Annotated in this window: 10 protein-coding genes; 4 read left to right on the top strand and 6 right to left on the bottom strand. The window is 73.3% G+C overall.

Annotated elements, in window-relative coordinates:
• Positions 1-7: 7 nt before the first annotated feature.
• The 4 genes from IE307_RS21325 to IE307_RS21310 are packed head-to-tail and all read right to left on the bottom strand — an operon-like array spanning position 8 to position 5,209.
• Positions 8-1,648, bottom strand: coding sequence for a right-handed parallel beta-helix repeat-containing protein (locus IE307_RS21325; RefSeq protein ID WP_191300249.1), 1,641 nt, complete (start codon positions 1,646-1,648; stop codon positions 8-10).
• Positions 1,648-2,310: a helix-turn-helix transcriptional regulator gene (locus IE307_RS21320; protein WP_191300246.1), complete on the bottom strand. Its 663-nt coding sequence runs from the start codon at positions 2,308-2,310 to the stop codon at positions 1,648-1,650. The genes IE307_RS21325 and IE307_RS21320 overlap by 1 nt, the downstream gene beginning before the upstream one ends.
• Complete coding sequence (locus IE307_RS21315; RefSeq protein WP_191300244.1) at positions 2,307-3,569, bottom strand: hypothetical protein; 1,263 nt, start codon at positions 3,567-3,569, stop codon at positions 2,307-2,309. The genes IE307_RS21320 and IE307_RS21315 overlap by 4 nt, the downstream gene beginning before the upstream one ends.
• Positions 3,570-3,583: 14 nt before the next feature.
• Positions 3,584-5,209 (bottom strand): AfsR/SARP family transcriptional regulator, encoded by a 1,626-nt coding sequence (locus tag IE307_RS21310; RefSeq protein ID WP_191300242.1) that lies wholly within the window; start codon positions 5,207-5,209, stop codon positions 3,584-3,586.
• Between the two features lie 87 nt (positions 5,210-5,296).
• Between IE307_RS21310 and IE307_RS21305 the strand changes: the two genes are divergently transcribed.
• The 4 genes from IE307_RS21305 (at position 5,297) to IE307_RS21290 (ending at position 10,033) form a co-directional block, all read left to right on the top strand.
• On the top strand, positions 5,297-5,974 hold the full coding sequence (locus IE307_RS21305; RefSeq protein WP_229904932.1) for a response regulator transcription factor: 678 nt from the start codon (positions 5,297-5,299) through the stop codon (positions 5,972-5,974).
• Positions 5,971-7,233 (top strand): sensor histidine kinase, encoded by a 1,263-nt coding sequence (locus IE307_RS21300; protein WP_191300240.1) that lies wholly within the window; start codon positions 5,971-5,973, stop codon positions 7,231-7,233. Before IE307_RS21305 ends, IE307_RS21300 begins: the two co-directional genes overlap by 4 nt.
• An 82-nt stretch (positions 7,234-7,315) precedes the next feature.
• Positions 7,316-8,296, top strand: a complete 981-nt coding sequence (locus IE307_RS21295; RefSeq protein ID WP_373306024.1) for an AAA family ATPase — start codon at positions 7,316-7,318, stop codon at positions 8,294-8,296.
• A gap of 78 nt (positions 8,297-8,374) precedes the next feature.
• Positions 8,375-10,033, top strand: a complete 1,659-nt coding sequence (locus IE307_RS21290; protein ID WP_191300237.1) for a protein kinase domain-containing protein — start codon at positions 8,375-8,377, stop codon at positions 10,031-10,033.
• Between the two features lie 4 nt (positions 10,034-10,037).
• On the opposite strand, the gene IE307_RS21285 is transcribed toward IE307_RS21290, so the two are convergent.
• Positions 10,038-10,409, bottom strand: a complete 372-nt coding sequence (locus tag IE307_RS21285; RefSeq protein ID WP_191300235.1) for a hypothetical protein — start codon at positions 10,407-10,409, stop codon at positions 10,038-10,040.
• On the bottom strand, positions 10,406-17,548 hold the full coding sequence (locus IE307_RS21280) for a WXG100-like domain-containing protein (protein WP_191300233.1): 7,143 nt from the start codon (positions 17,546-17,548) through the stop codon (positions 10,406-10,408). The genes IE307_RS21285 and IE307_RS21280 overlap by 4 nt, the downstream gene beginning before the upstream one ends.
• Positions 17,549-17,556: the final 8 nt, after the last annotated feature.

The following is a 17,556-nucleotide window of genomic DNA, read 5'->3' as shown; positions in this document are numbered from 1 at the left end:
AGCGTGCCTACAAGCAGGACAGGACGTCTTCTGTGAGCAGGCCGCGCAGCTCGTCGGTGTCCGGCATCCTGCCGAGCGCGCGCAGGCGCCTCGACTGCGCTTTGCGCATGCCCTCGAAGAGCTTGCGGGCTTCGCGGGCGTTGCCGAACGACTCGCCCCCGCGGATGGCGGCGAAGTGGTCCAGCAGCACCGGATGCGCGCCGGGATCCAGCCGGTAGTCGCCGTCGGAGGCCATCCGGTCGATGATCAGCAGCAGTTCGCCGGCCTCGTAGTTCTCGAACTCGATGGTCTTCGCGAACCGGGACGCGAGGCCCTGGTTGGCGGCCATGAAACCGTCCATCTCGTCGGTGTAGCCGGCGACGATGACGGCCACGCCGTCGCGGTGGTCCTCCATCAGCTTGACCAGGGTGTCGATCGCCTCCTGGCCGAAGTCGCCGCCGTTGCCCGACGAACGGGACAGCGTGTAGGCCTCGTCGATGAACAGCACGCCGCCGAGGCACTCCTCGAACACCGTCGCTGTCTTCTCCGCGGTGTGACCGATGTACTGACCGACGAGGTCGCGGCGCGACACCTCGCGGAACTGGCCCCTGGGCAGCACACCGAGCGCCTTGAGCAGCTTGCCGTAGATGCGGGCGACGGTGGTCTTGCCCGTGCCGGGGGCGCCGGTGAAGACCAGGTGCTGGCTGACCGTGCCGACGGTGAGCCCGGCGCCGAGCCGCCACTTGTCGACCTGGATCTCGTCGACGACCGTGCGCACCTCGGCCTTCACCGCGGCCAGCCCGACCATGGCGTCGAGGTCGTTGAGCAGGTCGTCGAGGCCGTCACCGCCCGACCGCACCGGCCGGGCGGCCTCGGTGATCGTGGGCGTGGCGCCGGCGGCGAGGGCGATCGCGGGCTCGGCGGTGTTCGTCAGCGTGCACTCCAGCACCGAACCGGCGCAGTCCGCGCCGAAGGAGACGCCTGCCCCCTGCAGGTCGTGGATCTTCGTGCGGCGGATGACCGGGCGGCTTTGGTGCGCGACCGCGATGCCGTCCTGCGCGGTGCCGGAGATGTCGCACGCGTCGATCGTGGGGTGGGCGTACTGGTAGACGTACACCCCGCGCTGCCCGCAGCCGAGGATCGTGCAGTTCGCGATCTCCGGATCGGCGCCGAGCCCGACCACGAGACCGTCGCCCGCCACGTTCTCGATGCGCGTGCCGTCGATCCGGCCGGACGACCCGTCGATCGTGATTCCCTGCGCCGCACCGGAGATCTTGCACCGGCTGATCGCGAAACCCGTGCTGTCGCGCACGCTGATGCCCGGTCCGGACCGGGCGGTGATCGTGCACAGCTCGACGGTCAGCGTCACGCCGGCGGCGACGATGCCCTCCACGTCGGCCAGGAACCGGATTCCCCGCACCGTCAGCGAACCGCCCCGCACCCGCAGGGCGGGCCAGTCCGCTCCGGTGCCGTCGATGACGACGTCGGCGCCGTCGTTCGCCTGCAGCGTCAGCCTGCGGTCGGTCAGGTCGAACGTCTCCGCGTAGGTGCCCTCCGCCACCGAGATCACGCCGCCGTCCGGTGCGTCGCGGATCGCGTCGCCGATGCTCGGGTACGCGCCGTGGCGGCCCGGGGCCACCTGCAGGACACGCGAGGTCGTCGCAGTCATCAGCCCGTCCGTTCCATCAGCCAGCCGCGGTCCGCGGCCTTGACGCCGGCCTGGAACCGGCTGCGCGCGCCGAGCCGGTTCATGATGTCGGAGACCATCCGGCGCACGGTCCGCACCGAGACGCCGAGCCGTGCGGCCGCCTTCTCGTCGGTGCTGCCCGAGGACAGCAGCGAGAGCAGTTCCCGTTCCCGCACACCGAGTTCCGCGCTCACGGGCAGGTCGTACGCGGCGAGCGGCACCCCGCCGGCCCACACCCGCTCGAACAGCTCGACGGTCGTGGTGACCAGGCTGGGCAACCGGAACATCGCGACGCGCCCGGCCGGTCGCGACTCGGCGGGCAGGACGACCACCTCGCCGTCGATCACCATCGAGTCGGTCGGCACCTCGACGACCGTGCGGACGTCGGCGCCGGCCAGCGCCAGCATTCCCAGCTGGGGGCCGAGCACGGGTGCCGTGCGGGCGTCGTCGGGCACCACGACCCGATAGCGCACCCCGCGGCGGAGGTTGTCGTGGTCGTGCCGGCGGACCACGCCGAGCGGGTGGTTGACGGAGCTGACGAGGCTGCTCATCACCAGCACCTCGTGCTGTGCGGCCGCGAGCAGGGCGGTGGTCCTGGTCTCGGCGGGCACCCGGCCGATGGGCAGTACTGGGGCGAGCGTCATTGCGGAAAGCCTCCGATCGGAAGAGAAGCGGCCACCCCGGCCATCTGGGAGCCGTCGAGCCGGACCAGCCGGACGCCGGACGAGGCGAGCGGGCCGGTGAGGTGCGCCGCCGCGGCCTCGACCGCGGACTCCGTGGGAGCCGCGAGCCGCAGCACGGCGGTGACGCGGCGGCCGGACCGTGCGGCGACGGTCACGGTGACCGCGACGCCCGCGGTCTTCGCGGCCAGCTCGGTGAGCAGGCCGTGGACGTCGTGGTCGCCGAGCCTGTCCCACCCGGTGAGGCGGAAGCAGGCGTGGGAGACCACTCCGGTGCGCCAGAAGCCCCAGTCCTCACGCACCTCCGTGCGGCCGCCGGTCACGTGGCCGAGTGCGGCGATGGTGGCGAACGCGGCTTCGGCGGGCATCGGCTCGGCGGGTGTCCCCGAGCGGGTGAGGGACCGGACCACGCGGCGGACCGCGTTGCGCAGCAGGGGTTCCAGTTCCGCGTCGGTGGGGTGCTCGACCGTGCGGGACGCGTGCACGGTGAGCCAGTAGCGCGGCTGCTGGTCGAAGCGGGCTCCCGAGTGGAACACCAGCTGGACGCCGAAGTGGTCCGCTGCGCCGTCGGTGGGCGGCAGCAGCGAGGCGGGCGACGGTGGCGCTGCGGTGCGGGCGCCGGTGGTCCGCGGCCGCACCAGGGTGGTCAGCCCGGCGGTGTGACTGATCGCCAGTGCCTCGCTCTGTCCGGTGTGGACGGTCAACGTGGTGGCGTCCGGCAGGAGCAGGCCTAGCAACGCGGACGCCTTGTCGTCGTCCGGCAGGTTGTGCCGCCGGGGGCGCAGGAGGTACGGCAGGCCCGGCGCCAGCACCTGGTGGAGCCACCGCCCGCGGATCCTGATCGTGGTGACGGCCAGCAACACGGCGGCGCCGGTGCAGGCGGCCGCCGTCACGGGCCACGGTCGTCCGATCGACACCGCGGTCGTGACCACCGCGACCTGCCAGCAGACGGCCTGCAGCGCGGTGACCTGCCGGACCGCCGCGCGTCGCCCCTGCCGGGGAACAGGCGCCTGCGGTGGTGCGCTGTGCCGCACCGGCGGCGGGGTAGCGGGCGGGCGGGGTGGTGGCGGGGGAGCGGCGGCGGGTGCGGCGACCGGGCGCGCGACGGCCGGGGCGGTGTGCGCGGCGGCGGAGACGATCAGCCGCGGCGTGCCGGTCCGGTGCGCGCCCTGGAACGCCGGCGCTGCGGGGCGTGGCGCGTCGAGCGCCTGCGGGTTGTGCACGGATGCTCCTCGGATCAGGCGACCCTGGCCGGGCGCGAGGACGGCACGGCGTGGACGAGTTCACGGATCAACGGGTGCGGGGTGAAGCGGTCCGCCGACGTCTGGGTCACCAGGCCGAGGTCGAGCAGGTCCTCCAGCACCACCAGGTCCCCCTCGGTGAGGCCGGCGGCCGGCGCGGCCAGCACCCGCCGGGCGGCAGGGGAGAGCTCCCGGCAGGCGGTCTCGAGCTGCTCGGCGGCCGGGCTCAGCTCCGCGATCCGGGCTGTGCCGGCGGCGAGCCGGGCGGCCAGCTTCCCCACCGTCCACATGGGACGGCTGTGCAACCGGTCCGCCGCCGCCCGCAGCGCGCCGGGGAGCCCGCCGCACAGCCGGACGACCTCGGCGACCGCACCGGGTTCGGGGGTGCCTCGCCAGTCGTCGCAGAGCGTTCGGAACAGAGCCCCGGCCTCGGGCAGCGGGCCGAGGACGAGCCGGTGGGCCCCGTCCACGACCGGCGTCCGCACGCGGGTGGTGACCAGGACGAGACAACCGGGAACGCCCGGCAGCAACGGCCGCACCTGGCGCGCGCCGGTGGCGTTGTCGAGCACCAGCAGGACCCGGCGCCCGGCGAGCTCGGCCCGCCACTGCGCCGCACGGCTCGCGAGATCGGCCGGCACGGCGCAGCCCACGGCCTGGAGCAGGTGCTCGAGAGCCGCCGCGGCGGTGAGTTCCCGCAGGTCCAGGTACAGCACGGCGTCCGGGTAGCAGGGCGCGAGCCGGTGCGCGACGTGCACGGCCAGCGCGGACTTGCCCGCTCCGGCCACCCCGCTGATCACCGCCACGTCACCCGTTCGCGTCGCGAACGCCTCCAGCCGGTCGACCTCGGCGGCGCGGCCGGTGAAGTCCGGCAGGTCGCGGGGCAGGTCCTGACGCGCCGCCCGCACTTCGCGCAGCGCGGTCCTGTGCGCCGCACGGAGCTCGGGGCCGGGCTCGACGCCGAGTTCCGCCCGCAGCACCGCGCGGGCCCGGTCGTGCACGGCCAGGGCGTCGGCGTGACGGCCGGCCCCGGTCAGCGCCGCCACCCAGCGCGCCCAGTGCGTCTCGGCGAACGGGTCGTCGTCGATCAGCGCCTGCCACACCGCGGCAGCCTCGTCGTGGTCGCCCAACGCCGTGTGGGCTTCCGCCAGCACCGCGCGGAGCTCCGAGCGGAGGGCGCCGAACCTCGCCGACGCTCCCCGCAACGCCTCGACGTCCCAGCCTCCGAACGGCTGGCCCCGCCACAGGCCGAGTGCGTCGGTCAGCGCCGCGACGGCCGTGCGCGGATCATCGCCCTCCACCGCGTGCCGTGCGGTGGCCGCGAGCTGTTCGACCTGGTCGACGTCCAGCTCTCCCGGCTCGACCCGCAGCCGGTAGCAGCCGGCCGCGCGCTCGATCCGCTGCTGGGGCAGCGCCTTGCGCAGCTGCCACACGTAGGTCTTGAGGTTGGCGTTCGCCGAGGCGGGCACGTCCTGTTCCGGCCAGGTCGCCGCGATCAGCGTCTCGGCACGCACCCAGGCGTTAGCGTGCACCAGCAGCACGGCCAGCACGGCGAGCGGCTTGCCGGCGCGGATGCCGGGCGCCTCGACCGGGCCCAGCACGGAGAACAGCGTGGTGGACGGCATGGCCTGCACCCCGTTTCGACGGTCCGACCGGCGCGGGTCCGCGCCGTCCGCCCTACGATCTGCCGGGACACATGAGGATTTGATGACATGGGGAACGCCGTGCGGGTGATGGTGGTCGAGGACAACGAGGACCTGCGCCTCGCGGTGTCCGTCGAGCTGGCCTCCGCGGGCTTCGAGGTCGACGCCGTGGGGGACCTCGCGGCGGCCCACGCGGCACTGGGCGCGGGCGGCCACAGCTGCGTCGTGTTCGACCGCATGCTCCCCGACGGCGACTCGATCGGGTACGTGCACCGCCGCCGCCAGGAGGGCTGGAGCGTGCCGGTGCTGTTCCTCACCGCCCGCGACAGCGTCGAGGACAGGGTCGCCGGGTTCACCCACGGCGGGGACGACTACCTGGTGAAGCCGTTCTCGGTCGCCGAACTGGCCGCGCGGGTGCGCGTCCTGTGCCGCCGCGCGGGCCTCGGCCGCCCGTCCGTGCTGCGCCTGGCCGACCTGGAGGTCGACTGCGCGCGCCGGGAGGTCCGCCGGGCCGGAGTGCTGCTCACGTTGTCCGGCAAGGAGTTCGCCGTGCTGGAGTTCCTGATGACGCGCGCCGAGCAGGTGGTCGGCCGCGCCGAGCTGATCGAGCACTGCTGGGACGCCGAGAACGACCCGATGGCGAACGTCGTCGAGGCCGTCGTGAAACGCCTGCGCGGCAAGCTGCGCGGGCCGGAGCTGATCCACACCGTCCGAGGCCGCGGCTACCGGCTGGCGACCGCGGGATGACCCGCTCGTCGGCCGATCGGCTGCGCCGGCTCCGGCTGCTGATGACCCTTCTCGTGACCGTGGTCAACGCGGCGGTGCTGATCGTGCTGGCGGTGCTGGTGATCGGCGCGGACGCCGACCGGCGCGAGCAGGACCTCGACGCCGGCCTGCAGGTCGTCACGTCGTCCGTGTTGCGGCTGATCCGGGACGACGGACGCGGCGAGATCTCGACCGCCGCCGTGGCCGCCGACGAGCTGAACGACAGGTGCCCGGGGTTCGCCGTCTTACCGGGCGGTCCCGGCCAGTTCAAGGGGTTCGTCAGCGACGGCGGCGGCTGTCCCGGGGTCGCCACGGCGAACCTGGAGGTCCAGGTCCAGGCCGCGGTGAAGTCCGGCACCCAGCTGAGGGGCTTCACCACCGCGACCGACGGCGGCGCGCTGCGCTTCCGGGTCGAGCCGTTCCGGCAGGGCGGCAGGTACGTCGGCGGCGTGATCGCGGTCGCGGACGCCTCCGTGTCCGAGGCCGAGCACGACCGGCTGACGTTGCTCGTGATCGGCGGCTGCGTGCTGCTCATCGGCGCGCTGGGCCTGGCCGGCCACGTGCTGTCCGGCCGGGCGATCCGCCCCGCCGCGGCCGCGCTGGAGCAGCAGGAGGTGCTGCTCGCCGAGACCGCCCACGACCTGCGCACCCCGGTGGCGGCGCTGCGGGCGCTGGCCGAGACGGCCCTGCGCAACCCGGCGGAACGCGCGGACCTGTTGCCCAGGACCGTCGCGCTCGCCTCGCGGATGGGCGGCATCATCGACGGCCTGCTGGTCAGGGCGCGTCTCGCGGCCGGCGTCGACCAGTTGGCCGTGCAGCCCGTCTGGCTGGACCAGCTGGTCGCGGGCGTCGTGGAGGACACCCCGGCCGGGGGAGCGAGCGTGACGGTGACGACCGCGCCCTGCAAGGTGCTGGTCGACCCGGCGCTGATCCAGCGGGCCATCGGCAACCTGCTCGACAACGCCCTGCGCTACGGCCGCCAGCCCGATCAGCAGGCGGTCGTCCAGGTCATCGTCGCGAACGGCCGGGTGACCGTCGCCGACCACGGACCCGGTGTCGACAGCGCGCTGGCCGACGCGGCGTTCGACCGCTTCGGCACCGGCGGGAGCTCCTCGGGACTCGGCCTCTCGATCGTGCGCTGGGTCGCCCAGGCCCACGGCGGAACCCTGAGCGCCTACAACGCCGAGGAGGGCGGGGCGATCTTCGAGCTCGCCCTCCCGGTCGTTCCCGGTGGGGCATGACGCCTCTGAGCTGGATGTACGGCGCAATGGACTTTTTCTGTACCCGCGGCGCTACTCTCGCTCGGCGAGGAGGGGGTAATCGGTGAGCGCAGTGGATGGTGGGGTGGGCGTGTCGACCGCGGGGGAGGTCTACCGGCTCATCTCGGACAACGTGCAGACCGTGCTGCGCGGCAAGCCCGAACTGGTGCGGCTGGCGATCGCGGCGATGCTCGCGCAGGGGCACCTGCTGATCGAGGACGTTCCGGGGCTCGGCAAGACGACGCTCGCGAAGTGCCTGGCGCGCAGCATCGGCGGGAGCTGGAGCCGCATCCAGTTCACGCCGGACCTGCTGCCGGGCGACATCACCGGAGTGCAGGTCTACCACCAGAAGGCCGAGGAGTTCGAGTTCCACCCCGGCGCGATCTTCGCCAACGTGGTGCTCGCCGACGAGATCAACCGGGGCACGCCGAAGACCCAGTCGGCGCTGCTCGAGGTGATGTCGGAGCGCACGGTCACGGTCGACTCGGTCCGGCACGAGGTGCCGCGGCCGTTCCTGGTCGTGGCGACGCAGAACCCGATCGAGATGGAGGGCACCTACCGGCTGCCCGAGGCCCAGCTCGACCGCTTCCTGATGCGGTTGTCCGTGGGGTACCCCGACCTCGCCACCGAGGTGCTGGTGATCATGAGCGACTGCGCCGACGTCAGCCCGGACGAGTTGTCGCCCGTCGTCGACACGGCCATGCTGCAGGCGGCGGTGCTGGAGGTGCGGGCGGCGCACCTCGACCCGGCGGTGGTGGAGTACGCCGCGAGGCTGGCCGCGGCCACGCGCGAGCACGTGGCGTTGCGCTGCGGGGCCAGCCCGCGCGGCAGCATCGCGCTGGTGCGGGCGGGCCAGGCGCTGGCGGCCACCCACGGGCGCGGGTTCGTGACGCCGGACGACATCAAGCAGGTCGCGCAGGCGGTGCTGGCGCACCGGTTGATCCTCACCTCGGAGGCGGAGCTGAACCAGCGCGACGCCGCCGACGTGGTGAACGAGGTGCTGGCCATCACGCCGGCGCCGGTACCGGGTCACACGGCGGCGTAATCCGTCCGCTGTGGACGGAACTGGCCGGTTCCGGCCGTGCGGTACCCGGCGGCAACGGGCCGGCGGACCATGACGGGCATGACTGCGGTGGCGGCGAGGATGAGCATGGCGACGATCCCGGGCGACGTGGTCGGCGACGGTCCGGTCGCCACCGTCTACTCAGGACTGCACGACGGCGTTCCCGTGGCGCTCAAGGTCTTTCCCAAGAGCTTCGGCAAGCGCACCCTGGCGGCGTTCGAGCGGGAACGCTCCGCACTCCCCGCGCATCCCTGCGTCCTGCGGGTGGACGGCGTCGAGACGTTGTCCGGCGGCAGGCACGCGCTGCGGATGGAGCTGTGCGCGCAGTCGCTGGCGACGCTCGTCGGCCGGGCCGGTCCGCTGCCCGCCGGTGACGTCGCCCTGCTGGGCCAGGCGATCGCGTCGGGCCTCGCCGCCGCGCACGCCGCGGATGTCGTGCACGGGGGCGTCAGCCCGCACAACGTGCTGTTCCGCCACACCGGCGAACCGCTGGTCGCAGACTTCGGAGTGACGCTGCGGCACGCGTTTCCCCGCGACCCGTTGCACGTCATCGAGTTCCTGCCGCCGGAGGCGTTGCGCACCAGCGTCCTGGACGAGCGCACCGACCTCTACGGTCTCGGCGCCGTGCTTTACTTCGCGCTGACCGGCAACTCGCCGCACCCCGGCCGGCTCGGCGAGCCGGAGAGCGAGCGCGTGCTGCGGGTGCTGCGCACCCCGGTGCCGGCGATCTCCCGCCCCGACGTGCCGGTCGCGCTGTCCACTGTGGTCGGACGGCTGCTGGCGATCGACCCGGCGCACCGCCCGGTGGACGCGGCGGCGGTGGCGGCGCAGCTGGCGGCGATGGTGCCGGCCGCCCCACCGGTCGCGGTGCTGCCCGCGCCGATCTCGATGCCACCGCCAGAACCCATTGTGATGCCGTCGTTGCCCGTGCCGAGTCCGGTGCCATCACCACCGGAACCCATTGTGATGCCGCCGTTGTCCGTGTCGAGCCCGGTTTCGTCACCGCCGGAGCCGATCGTGATGCCGCCGTTGCCCGCGCCACCGGTCGACGAGCAGCCTCCGCCCGTTCCGGTGCCGGACGTCCCGCCCGCCCCGGTCGCGGAGCCGGGGGAGTTCGACGACTTCGCCCAGCAGGCGACGCCCGCCGACCCGGCCGGGCACGAGGAGTTCGACGACTTCGGCGGCACGCCAGCGCCTCCAGTCCCGCGGTCGCAGCTCGCGGGAGGGTTCCACGGCTTCGAGCCGCCGCCGTTCGCCCCGCCCCCGGCGGCCGTGGTCTTCGACACCGCGGGCACGCGTCCACGCCGGCGCGGTGTGCGTTACGAGCTCATCGCCGGCGGCGTGCTGCTCGCCGGTCTGGCGGTGCTGGTCGGGATCTACCTGATGCCGGTCGGCGGAGAGCCCGCCTCGGGGCCGCCGCCCCCGTCGTCGGCGCAGGACATCCCCACAGCGCGCGCCGTCGGCCTGGAGCTGGCGGATCCCGTCGACCGCGACGACGAGGTGGAGCTCTCCTGGACCAGCACCGCGACGCTCGAGTTCGGTGTCGTGGTCGCGGGGGAGGGCGAGCAGACCAGGACCCTGGTGGCGCATCGCAACCTGACGTTCACGGTGCCGGTCGAACCCGGCCGCAAGTACTGCTTCCTCATCCGCGCCACCGACGGCAACCAGCTCTACGAGAGCGCGCCGAAGGCCATCCGCGGCGCGGTCTGCCGCAAGTGACGTGTCACCGGGCGCGCAGCACGGCGAGCGCTTCACGCCACGCGCTCTCGGCAGGTTCATCGGCCTGATAGCCGCAGGCCGCCATGTGCGCGATGAAATCGGGCTCCGGCGCGATCCCGTGGACCTCGACGTAGTACCGCAGCCCCGCGCTCCAGATCCAGACGCCGTCGGTGAGGGTGGACAGCGGCACGGCCTCCGGGCGGGCCGGGTCCAGCCGGTCGGGGTCCAGTGCCGTGACTCGCGCGATCATCTTGCCGGACCTCAGGAAACCCGCGATCAGCGCGCGCTGGGCCGGATCCCCGATCCGGGCGCGGCCGGGAGCGAACACCAGGTCGCCACCGGCATCCCTGCCGTCGAACAGCCGGGCGATCCTCATGACATCTCCTCGGTCCTCGGCTCCAGGGTCCGCCACCCGCCGTCCGGTGGCGGCGCGGGATCGTGCGTGATCACCAGGGTGCCCGACGAACACGCCAGGAACCCCTCGGTCACCGACTCCTCCGGCACCCGCACCTCGACGCCGACCATGGCGGCGAACCGCCGGAGGAACTCGGCGTCGAGCTGCCCGTCGAGCACGGCCAGCCGGACGGGCTGCTCCGTCCACTCCGGACTGGACGTGACGAGGTCGGCCAGCTCGTCGGGCCACAGCCGGTCGTCGCCGCTGTACAACGGCCGCGGCTCCCCGAACCGGACCTCCTCGTCGTCGGGCAGGAACAGGTCCGGCCGCACGTCGGGCTTCGCGGGGCCGGGTTCCGCCGGGTCACCGCGCAACCGGCGAGGGGTGTCGTTCTCGCCGTGACCCTCCCATCCGGTGGTGGTCCCCAGCGAGGACCTGTCGGTCTCCGGGTCGTAGTGGCGCTTGGGCAGGTTCGTCCGGACGTCGTGCAGGATTGCGGAGCAGTTGGGACAGCACGAGGCCTCGGGGTAGCCGGCCTTCAGGAAGACGATGTCGGCGGCGAGGTCGGAGAGTCTCGCATCAGGCCGCGCCGCCAGTGCGGCGTCGGCCGCGCGCACCTCGGCGTGCCGGTGCGGTGCGTCGTAGCCGGGGAACCTGCGCTTCTCCTGGGCGTCGTCACCCCGGTACTCCGGCCCCGGATACCCGTGCGGCGCGGAACGGCGGATCGCGTCGATGCGCATCCTGATCTGGGCCTGGAACTTGTGCCAGATGATCTTGCGGCCCTCTCGGCCGTTCGTGGACTCGAAGACCTCACCGGTGACGAGGTCCATCTGGAGGGCTAGGCAGCCACCCGTGGACTTCCTCGACAGGGCCTTCTCCATCGCGTCCAGGTCCTCGAGCCTCTTGAGGACGAGCCTCATCTCGTGCCGGACCTCTTCCCGCCCCGGCCACATGCCCTGGGACTGCAACTCGCGGTTCAGGTCCCGGTACCGGTCCTTGAGGTCCTTGCGCAACCCGGCGTTGTCCGGGGACCAGTACAGCTTCGCGCGTTCGACGGTGAGCTCGCGCAGGGCGAGCCGGACGGGGACACCGCCGACGTGCGTGATCAGGCCGGCGTCGTCGCGGCGCAGTCCTTCGGTGAAGATGCCGACGCGGTGCGGGCCGACGCGTGCGGGAGGCAGCTCGGAGATCCCGATGACCGGGGGTTCGGCCGGCTCGTGCTCGGCGGGCGCCGGTGTGTAGTTGTTCTCGATGCGAGGCTTGAGCTCTACGACGGGCTTGCTGAGGCTGAGCTGTGGCTGGAAGGTCCGCCACACGCCGTCCGGCGGGATCTTCGGCACCAGCGTGCCGCTCTCGTCGACGTGCGCGGTCGAGGCGAACGGGGTGCCGTCCGCGAACGTCCCGGCGTAGTCCGAGGGTGCGGTGACGGGGACACCGAGCCGGGTGGCGAGTTGCTGCGCGAAACCGTTGTCCTCGTGCCCGGTGTTGCACGCGATCAACCTGATCGGCTCGCCGTGCCAGTTCGGATCGGCCTCGATGAGCGCCGCCAGGTCGTCGGCGGTGAGCCGTTCGGTGCCGAACCGGACCGACGTCGCGTTGCCGTGCACGTCGATCGTGTAGGAACCGGGTTGCGGCGGCACCTGGCTCGCGTCGGCCAGCATCTCGTCGTCGCCGGGGTAGAAGGCGCGCCCGGCCGGGGTGACCGTGCTCTCGTCGAGGATCTCTTGAAGTCGTTGGGGGAGAACGTTCTCCGTCGCCTCAGCGCCGGAGCGCAGCCGGCTGTTCGTGCGCAGCTCGTGGTCGGTCGGCATCGGTGTGCCGTGCTGGACGAGTTGCTGGTAGGCGGTCCACAACGCCGAGAGGTCCGTGAACGCCCTTGAGAGAGGAGCGCTTTGCCCTGTGTGTCTTTCGTGCGCGGCGAACTCCCGCACGCGCGCCGTCATCCGGTCGATGCGGTTCAACGCGGCAAGCCGGGAACCGAGCAACGACCACGGCCGTGGCTCGCGCAACATCCGTTCGCGTTCGTGCGCGGTCAACGCCTCGATGTGGTCGGGAAAACGCCGATCCCGCTTGCGGAGGATCTTCGGCACCTGAGGGGGCGCGGGCAGCGGATCCACCGGTGCTCCCGTGGCCGCCAGCACCTCCCTGGCCATGAACCGCTGGATGAACTCGTGCAGTGCCAAGGTTTCCGCGGCTTCGGCCGCCTGTTCCTCCGCGCGGTCGGCCAGCGCCAGCTCGCCCGAGGCGAGCACCTCGGCCCGGCGGAACAGGTACTTGACCACGAAGCTCGCCGCCAGCATCGCGGCCGCCGCTCCGCCGACGATCATCGTGGCCGCGCCCTGGTCGAACGCCAGAGCGCTGCCGACCACCACGGCCTGGGTCGCGGTAGCCCGCTTGAGGTCCCACTTGCGGGTCGCACGCCAGCTGCGGTAGCCGGTCGGACGCCCGCGCCGGTCCTGTCGCACGCCCGGCAGCGCGTCCCGCAGCTGTTGTGCCGCTTCGGCCGCGGTGAGGTGACCGTCGACCTCGCCGAGCAGCGCGTCCAGCGCTGCCTGCTCCAGCGCGACCTGCTCGGCGAGCTTGGCCGCCTTGTCGAACTCGAACCGGTTGATCAGCTCCTGCTGCTCGTCGCGCAGCGAACTCCGGTCGAGGAAGGCGGCGATCAGCACGCCCAGCGCGGTGCGGACGCCGCCGTTGAGCAGGGCGTCGGACGCCGCGTCGCCGACCCTGGCCGTCGCGTCCGCACCACCCCTGGCGGCGTCGACGGCCGAGTTCGGCGCGGAACTCGCGAGGAAGCGGTGCAGCGCGGCGTCGTGCGACTCGGCGTCCGCGACAGGACGCGCCGTCTCCGGGGAACCGGTCGGCGCGGAGCCCGCCAGCCGGTCGAGGCGGTCCATCAACGCGTGCAGCTTCGCGACGAAGGCCTCGTCGAACTTCGCCGCCCTGGCCTCGATCGCCCGTCCCGCCTCGTCGAACCGCGACCACTCCTGGCTCGTCGTCCTCGACTTCAGCAGCCGTTCGAGCAGCGGCCCGAACGTGACGGCCAGCCCGGCGATCCCCAGGTAGGCCGCCGCGTAGCGGAACTCGAGCCCGGCGAGCGTCGCGAGACCGGCGGCCCCACCGCCCGCCATCGGCGGCAGGCCCCTGTTGACCAGACGCGGTCCGTACGGCTGGTGGTCGGGAGGGCGTTCGTCGGAGGGCCCCGGTTCCGGCGGTCCTGCCTCGGTGAGGTCGATCCCGGTCGACCTGGCCCTGGCGAGCAACGGGGTGAGCAGTTCCGCGCGGCGCACGGCCGCCTCGTGGGCGCGCCGGGCCGCGAGGAACCTGTGCCCCTCCCGGGACAGCGCCCTGTCCCGCTTGCCGTACCAGCGCTTGACGAGCGTGCTGGTGACGCTCGCGCCGGCGGTGACCGCGCCCACCCCGAGTGCGAGCATCGGCTGACCTCCCCCGAGCAGTGCGACCGCGGCGCCGGTGCCGGGCATCGCCTCCGACGCCAGATGGGCCAGGAACGCGCGTCCCTGCGGCTCCCCGGTCGGCTCACCCGCCCAACTGGGCCGGCGCGAGCCGGCGGCGGCGTGCCTGGCCAGGACCGCGCGGACGCCGGGATCGGTGAGCACCTGGCGCTGCGGCCCGGACGGGGCGTCCGCGTGCAGCCCGAGGTGTTCGACCAGCGCGCGCATCTCGGCCGCGATCAGCCGTCGCCGCCGCGAGAACGCGGAGGCCTCGCGGTGTTCTCGTGCGAGGGTGCGGACCTCGGCCAGCCTGCCGTGGTCGGCGGCGGACAGCTCGACGTGGCTGCCGGGATGCCGTTCGGCGGTGAGCAGGTCCTCGGCCTGGTTGCCCGCGAGCCGTTCGGACAGCTGTGCGAGCGCGCCGGACACCGCCCTGGCGATGATGAGCTGCTCGGCCCGTTGCGAGATCCGGACGACCGGCGTCCCCTTCGCCGGGACCACCACCTCCGCCGGGTTCTCGCCCCTGGTCTCCCCGGCGACGACCAGGACGACGAACGTCGAGCCGTCCGGCCGGGTGACGAGGTAGCGGGCACCGCCGAGCGGCTGGACCTCGGCCATGCCCGCGCTGCGCCCGATGTGTTCCATGGCCTGCCGCACGTGTGCCCGCACGCGCGACAGGTGTGGCGTGGCAGCGCGGTTCGCGTGGAACCGGGAGTGCGGCACCGCGCCGACGGGGTACGTCCGCGGTGATCGTGCCGGGACCGCGTCGCCGGAGCCGCGCAGCCGTGGCGTGGGAGCGCGGTGCTGTGCGTTGTTGGTGTCGCCCTCCCAGCCGGTCGGGCCGTCCACCGTGCCCTCCTCCGGGTGGTGGACCGTCTTCCCGCCGTTGCTGCGGACGTCGTGCAGGATCTCCGAGCAGTTGGGGCAGAAGGCGGCCGGCGACAGGGGCTTCTTGCCCTTCGCCCCCGCCCAGACCACGTCGGCGGCCAGGTCGTCGAGCCGTGCGGCGGGGTTCTTGGTGAGGGCGGCGTCGGCGGCACGCACCTCGGCGTGCCGGAACGGCGAGTCGAAGCCCTTGAAACGCCGCTGGGGGGTGGTCCGCCCGTTGACGGTGTTCCCGCCGAACCGGGCCGGGTCGTGGAACATCGCCATGATCCGGGCCCTGATCGGCGGCACGAACCTCTTGAGGACCACCGAGGGGTTGGTGCCGTTGGTCGACTCGAAGACCTCGCCGGTCCGCATGTCCATGACCAGCGCGACGACGCCGCCGGTCTGGTCCCTGCCCAGCGGGCCTCCTGGCTGCTTGCGCAGTTCGTCGTAGAGCGCGGCCCGCTGGTGCGCGAGCTCACGCAGCTTCTCCCGCACCGCCCTGCCGGCGATGTGGGTGATGCGACCGGACCCGTCGCGGCGCAGCCCGTTCTTGAACGCGCCGAGGCTGTGCGGTTGCGCCTGGGGAGGCGGCAGCGGGCCGGACTCGACGTCCCCGCTGGGGGCGGGAGCCGGGGGAGCGGCGGTGACCGCGGTGTGGGCGGGGGCGGACCTGGGCTCGGCGGCCTGCGGTTCCGGTGCGGACGGCGTCACGGCGGCCGCGGCCAGGACCGCGCCCGCCGGGCCGGGGGTGACCTGGTGGGGTGTGGCGGCGTCCTGGGCCGGCGGTGACTGCTCCGGGCCGGCCTGGTCAGGGGTGGCCTGTTCCTGAGACGTCCGCTCTGGAGCGGAGTTCTCCGCGGCCGGGTGTACCTCGGCGTTCTCGTCCTGCTCCACCGGGCCCGACCTCGTCGGCGCCTTCGTCGTCGCACCAGGCGGGTTCGCGGTGGGCGTGGCCGCCTGGCCGGATGTCGTCGAACCGGTCGACGACGAGTGCGCGGGTCCTGACTGGGCGGGAGCTCCCTGCACCGGCGCCACCGAGGCGGGTGCGATCGGTGTTTCCTGCGCCTGCCCGTCCTGCTGTTGCGCTTCCCGGGCGGGCTCCACAGTGGACGCTGCCTCGTGCTCGGCGGCTTCCTGCGCCGGAGCCGCAGGCGCATCCGTTGCGGTGCCGGGATTCTCCACTGACTCGACCACGTCGGCGGAAGCCGGCCGAGCGGTCGTCTCGTCGCTCGACGCGTGCTGCGGTGCCGAAGAATTCTGCTCCTCAGCGGAAGCGGGAGCGGCCCGGCGTTCGTGTTCACCGGGTGGCAGTTCGGTGGGCGAGCTGTCGCTGCGCAACGGGCCGTGGTTCGTCGTGCGGCCGCCCGTCTCCGCATCGGCCCCGCGGCCACCCGGCGGGGCGGTGGTGCTGTCCGTCTCGGACGAACTCTCCGCAGTGGATCCGGACTCCGTCGATCCGTCCGGCGCTGCCACCGCGTCCGCCGCGCTCTGCCGGTCCGGCGAGGTCGACGGGTCCGGAGTGGTCGACGGGTTCGCCGTGCCCTGCTGGTCCGGAGTGGCCGACGGGTTCGCCGTGCCCTGCTGGTCCGGAGTGGCCGACGGGTTCGCCGCGGCCTGCCGGTCCTGAGTGGACGTCGGGTCCGCTGGGGTCTGCTGGTCCGGCGGAGGCGACGGGTTCGCCGCGCTCTGCCGGTCCGGCGTGGTCGCCGGGTCCGCTGGGGTCTGCCGGTCCGGCGGGGGAGGCGGGTCCGCGCCCGGTCCGCCCGACAGGTCGCCGTTGCCCGGCCCTTCCCCCGCCTGCGGGGGCGGGTTGCCGACGAGCCGATCCGCGAGGGCGGTGGCCTGGGCCTCGTGCCCGGGGTTCCGCTGCTGCACGGCGTCGATCACCATCGAGCGCGGCGCTCCCGAGAGAGCGGCGGCGAGACCGCCCTCCGAGATCTTCTGGCCGTAGCCGCTCAGGTCGGTGAGCGCCGCGAGATTGCCCCAGTTCTCGACGATGTACCCGGCGGCGGGGGAAGTGACCGCGTTGTTCACCCCGGAACCCAGGCCCGCGTTGAGGTTGCGCGCGAGGCCACTGGCGGGTGCGGCCGGGAGCGAGGGCACCAGCCCGCGGGCAGCGGCGCCGCCGAGCTTCACCGCCTTGCCGAATCCCTCGCCCAGAACGCCGCCCACGCCGCCGGTGACCGTGGCGTCGCGCAGTTCGTCGGCGTTGAACTCGTCGCGGGTGCCCATCAGGAGGCTGGTCACCTGCGTGGCCGTGTTGTTGAACGCCTCGTCGAACGACTCCTTGGCGACCTCGACACCGAGCTTGGCGAACCCCGCGGCGATCCGACCGGCCGCCCCGGTGATCATCGCGGTGATCCTGCCCGCGACCGCCCGGGACAACGCGGCGGCGAGGAAGCCGCCGCCGGGAATCCAGCTCAGAGCGACGAACAGCCCGATGTTGACCGTGATCTCCCACAGGATGGAGAGCCGCACCTCACGGATCTGGTCACCGTAGGACCTGGCGCCGTCCGCGAGCAGCCGCATGTTCGCGGCGAGGTTCTCGTAGTTGGCGGGCATCGAGTTGACGGCGTTCGTGAACTGGACGCCCGCGACGTCGATCCACGCGCTCGGCAGCCGCGTTCCGGCCGTTCCCCACGCCTTCGCGGCGTTCTCCATCAGGACCGCCGCCTCGACCCACGCGTCGGCCAGCTCCCACGCCACGTACTCGCTGTCCGGCGGCCACAGCGTGTCGACCGACTTGTCCTTGATGGACTCCCAGAAGCCGAAGTCGTCCTGCGGTTCCGGCATCGCCATGGCGGGCC

Source organism: Lentzea cavernae (genome assembly GCF_014653695.1).
Classification (GTDB): Bacteria; Actinomycetota; Actinomycetes; order Mycobacteriales; family Pseudonocardiaceae; genus Lentzea; species Lentzea cavernae.
The sequence above is the reverse complement of the archived record's forward strand: the minus strand, read 5'-3'. Positions and strand labels throughout refer to the sequence as shown.

Bases quoted from the DNA above. Each gene is read 5' to 3' on its own strand.
- IE307_RS21325 (WP_191300249.1), bottom strand. From the start codon at position 1,648: ATGACTGCGACGACCTCGCGTGTCCTGCAGGTGGCCCCGGGCCGCCAC.
- IE307_RS21320 (WP_191300246.1), bottom strand. From the start codon at position 2,310: ATGACGCTCGCCCCAGTACTGCCCATCGGCCGGGTGCCCGCCGAGACC.
- IE307_RS21310 (WP_191300242.1), bottom strand. From the start codon at position 5,209: ATGCCGTCCACCACGCTGTTCTCCGTGCTGGGCCCGGTCGAGGCGCCC.
- IE307_RS21305 (WP_229904932.1), top strand. From the start codon at position 5,297: ATGGGGAACGCCGTGCGGGTGATGGTGGTCGAGGACAACGAGGACCTG.
- IE307_RS21300 (WP_191300240.1), top strand. From the start codon at position 5,971: ATGACCCGCTCGTCGGCCGATCGGCTGCGCCGGCTCCGGCTGCTGATG.
- IE307_RS21290 (WP_191300237.1), top strand. From the start codon at position 8,375: ATGACTGCGGTGGCGGCGAGGATGAGCATGGCGACGATCCCGGGCGAC.
- IE307_RS21285 (WP_191300235.1), bottom strand. From the start codon at position 10,409: ATGAGGATCGCCCGGCTGTTCGACGGCAGGGATGCCGGTGGCGACCTG.
- IE307_RS21280 (WP_191300233.1), bottom strand. From the start codon at position 17,548: ATGGCGATGCCGGAACCGCAGGACGACTTCGGCTTCTGGGAGTCCATC.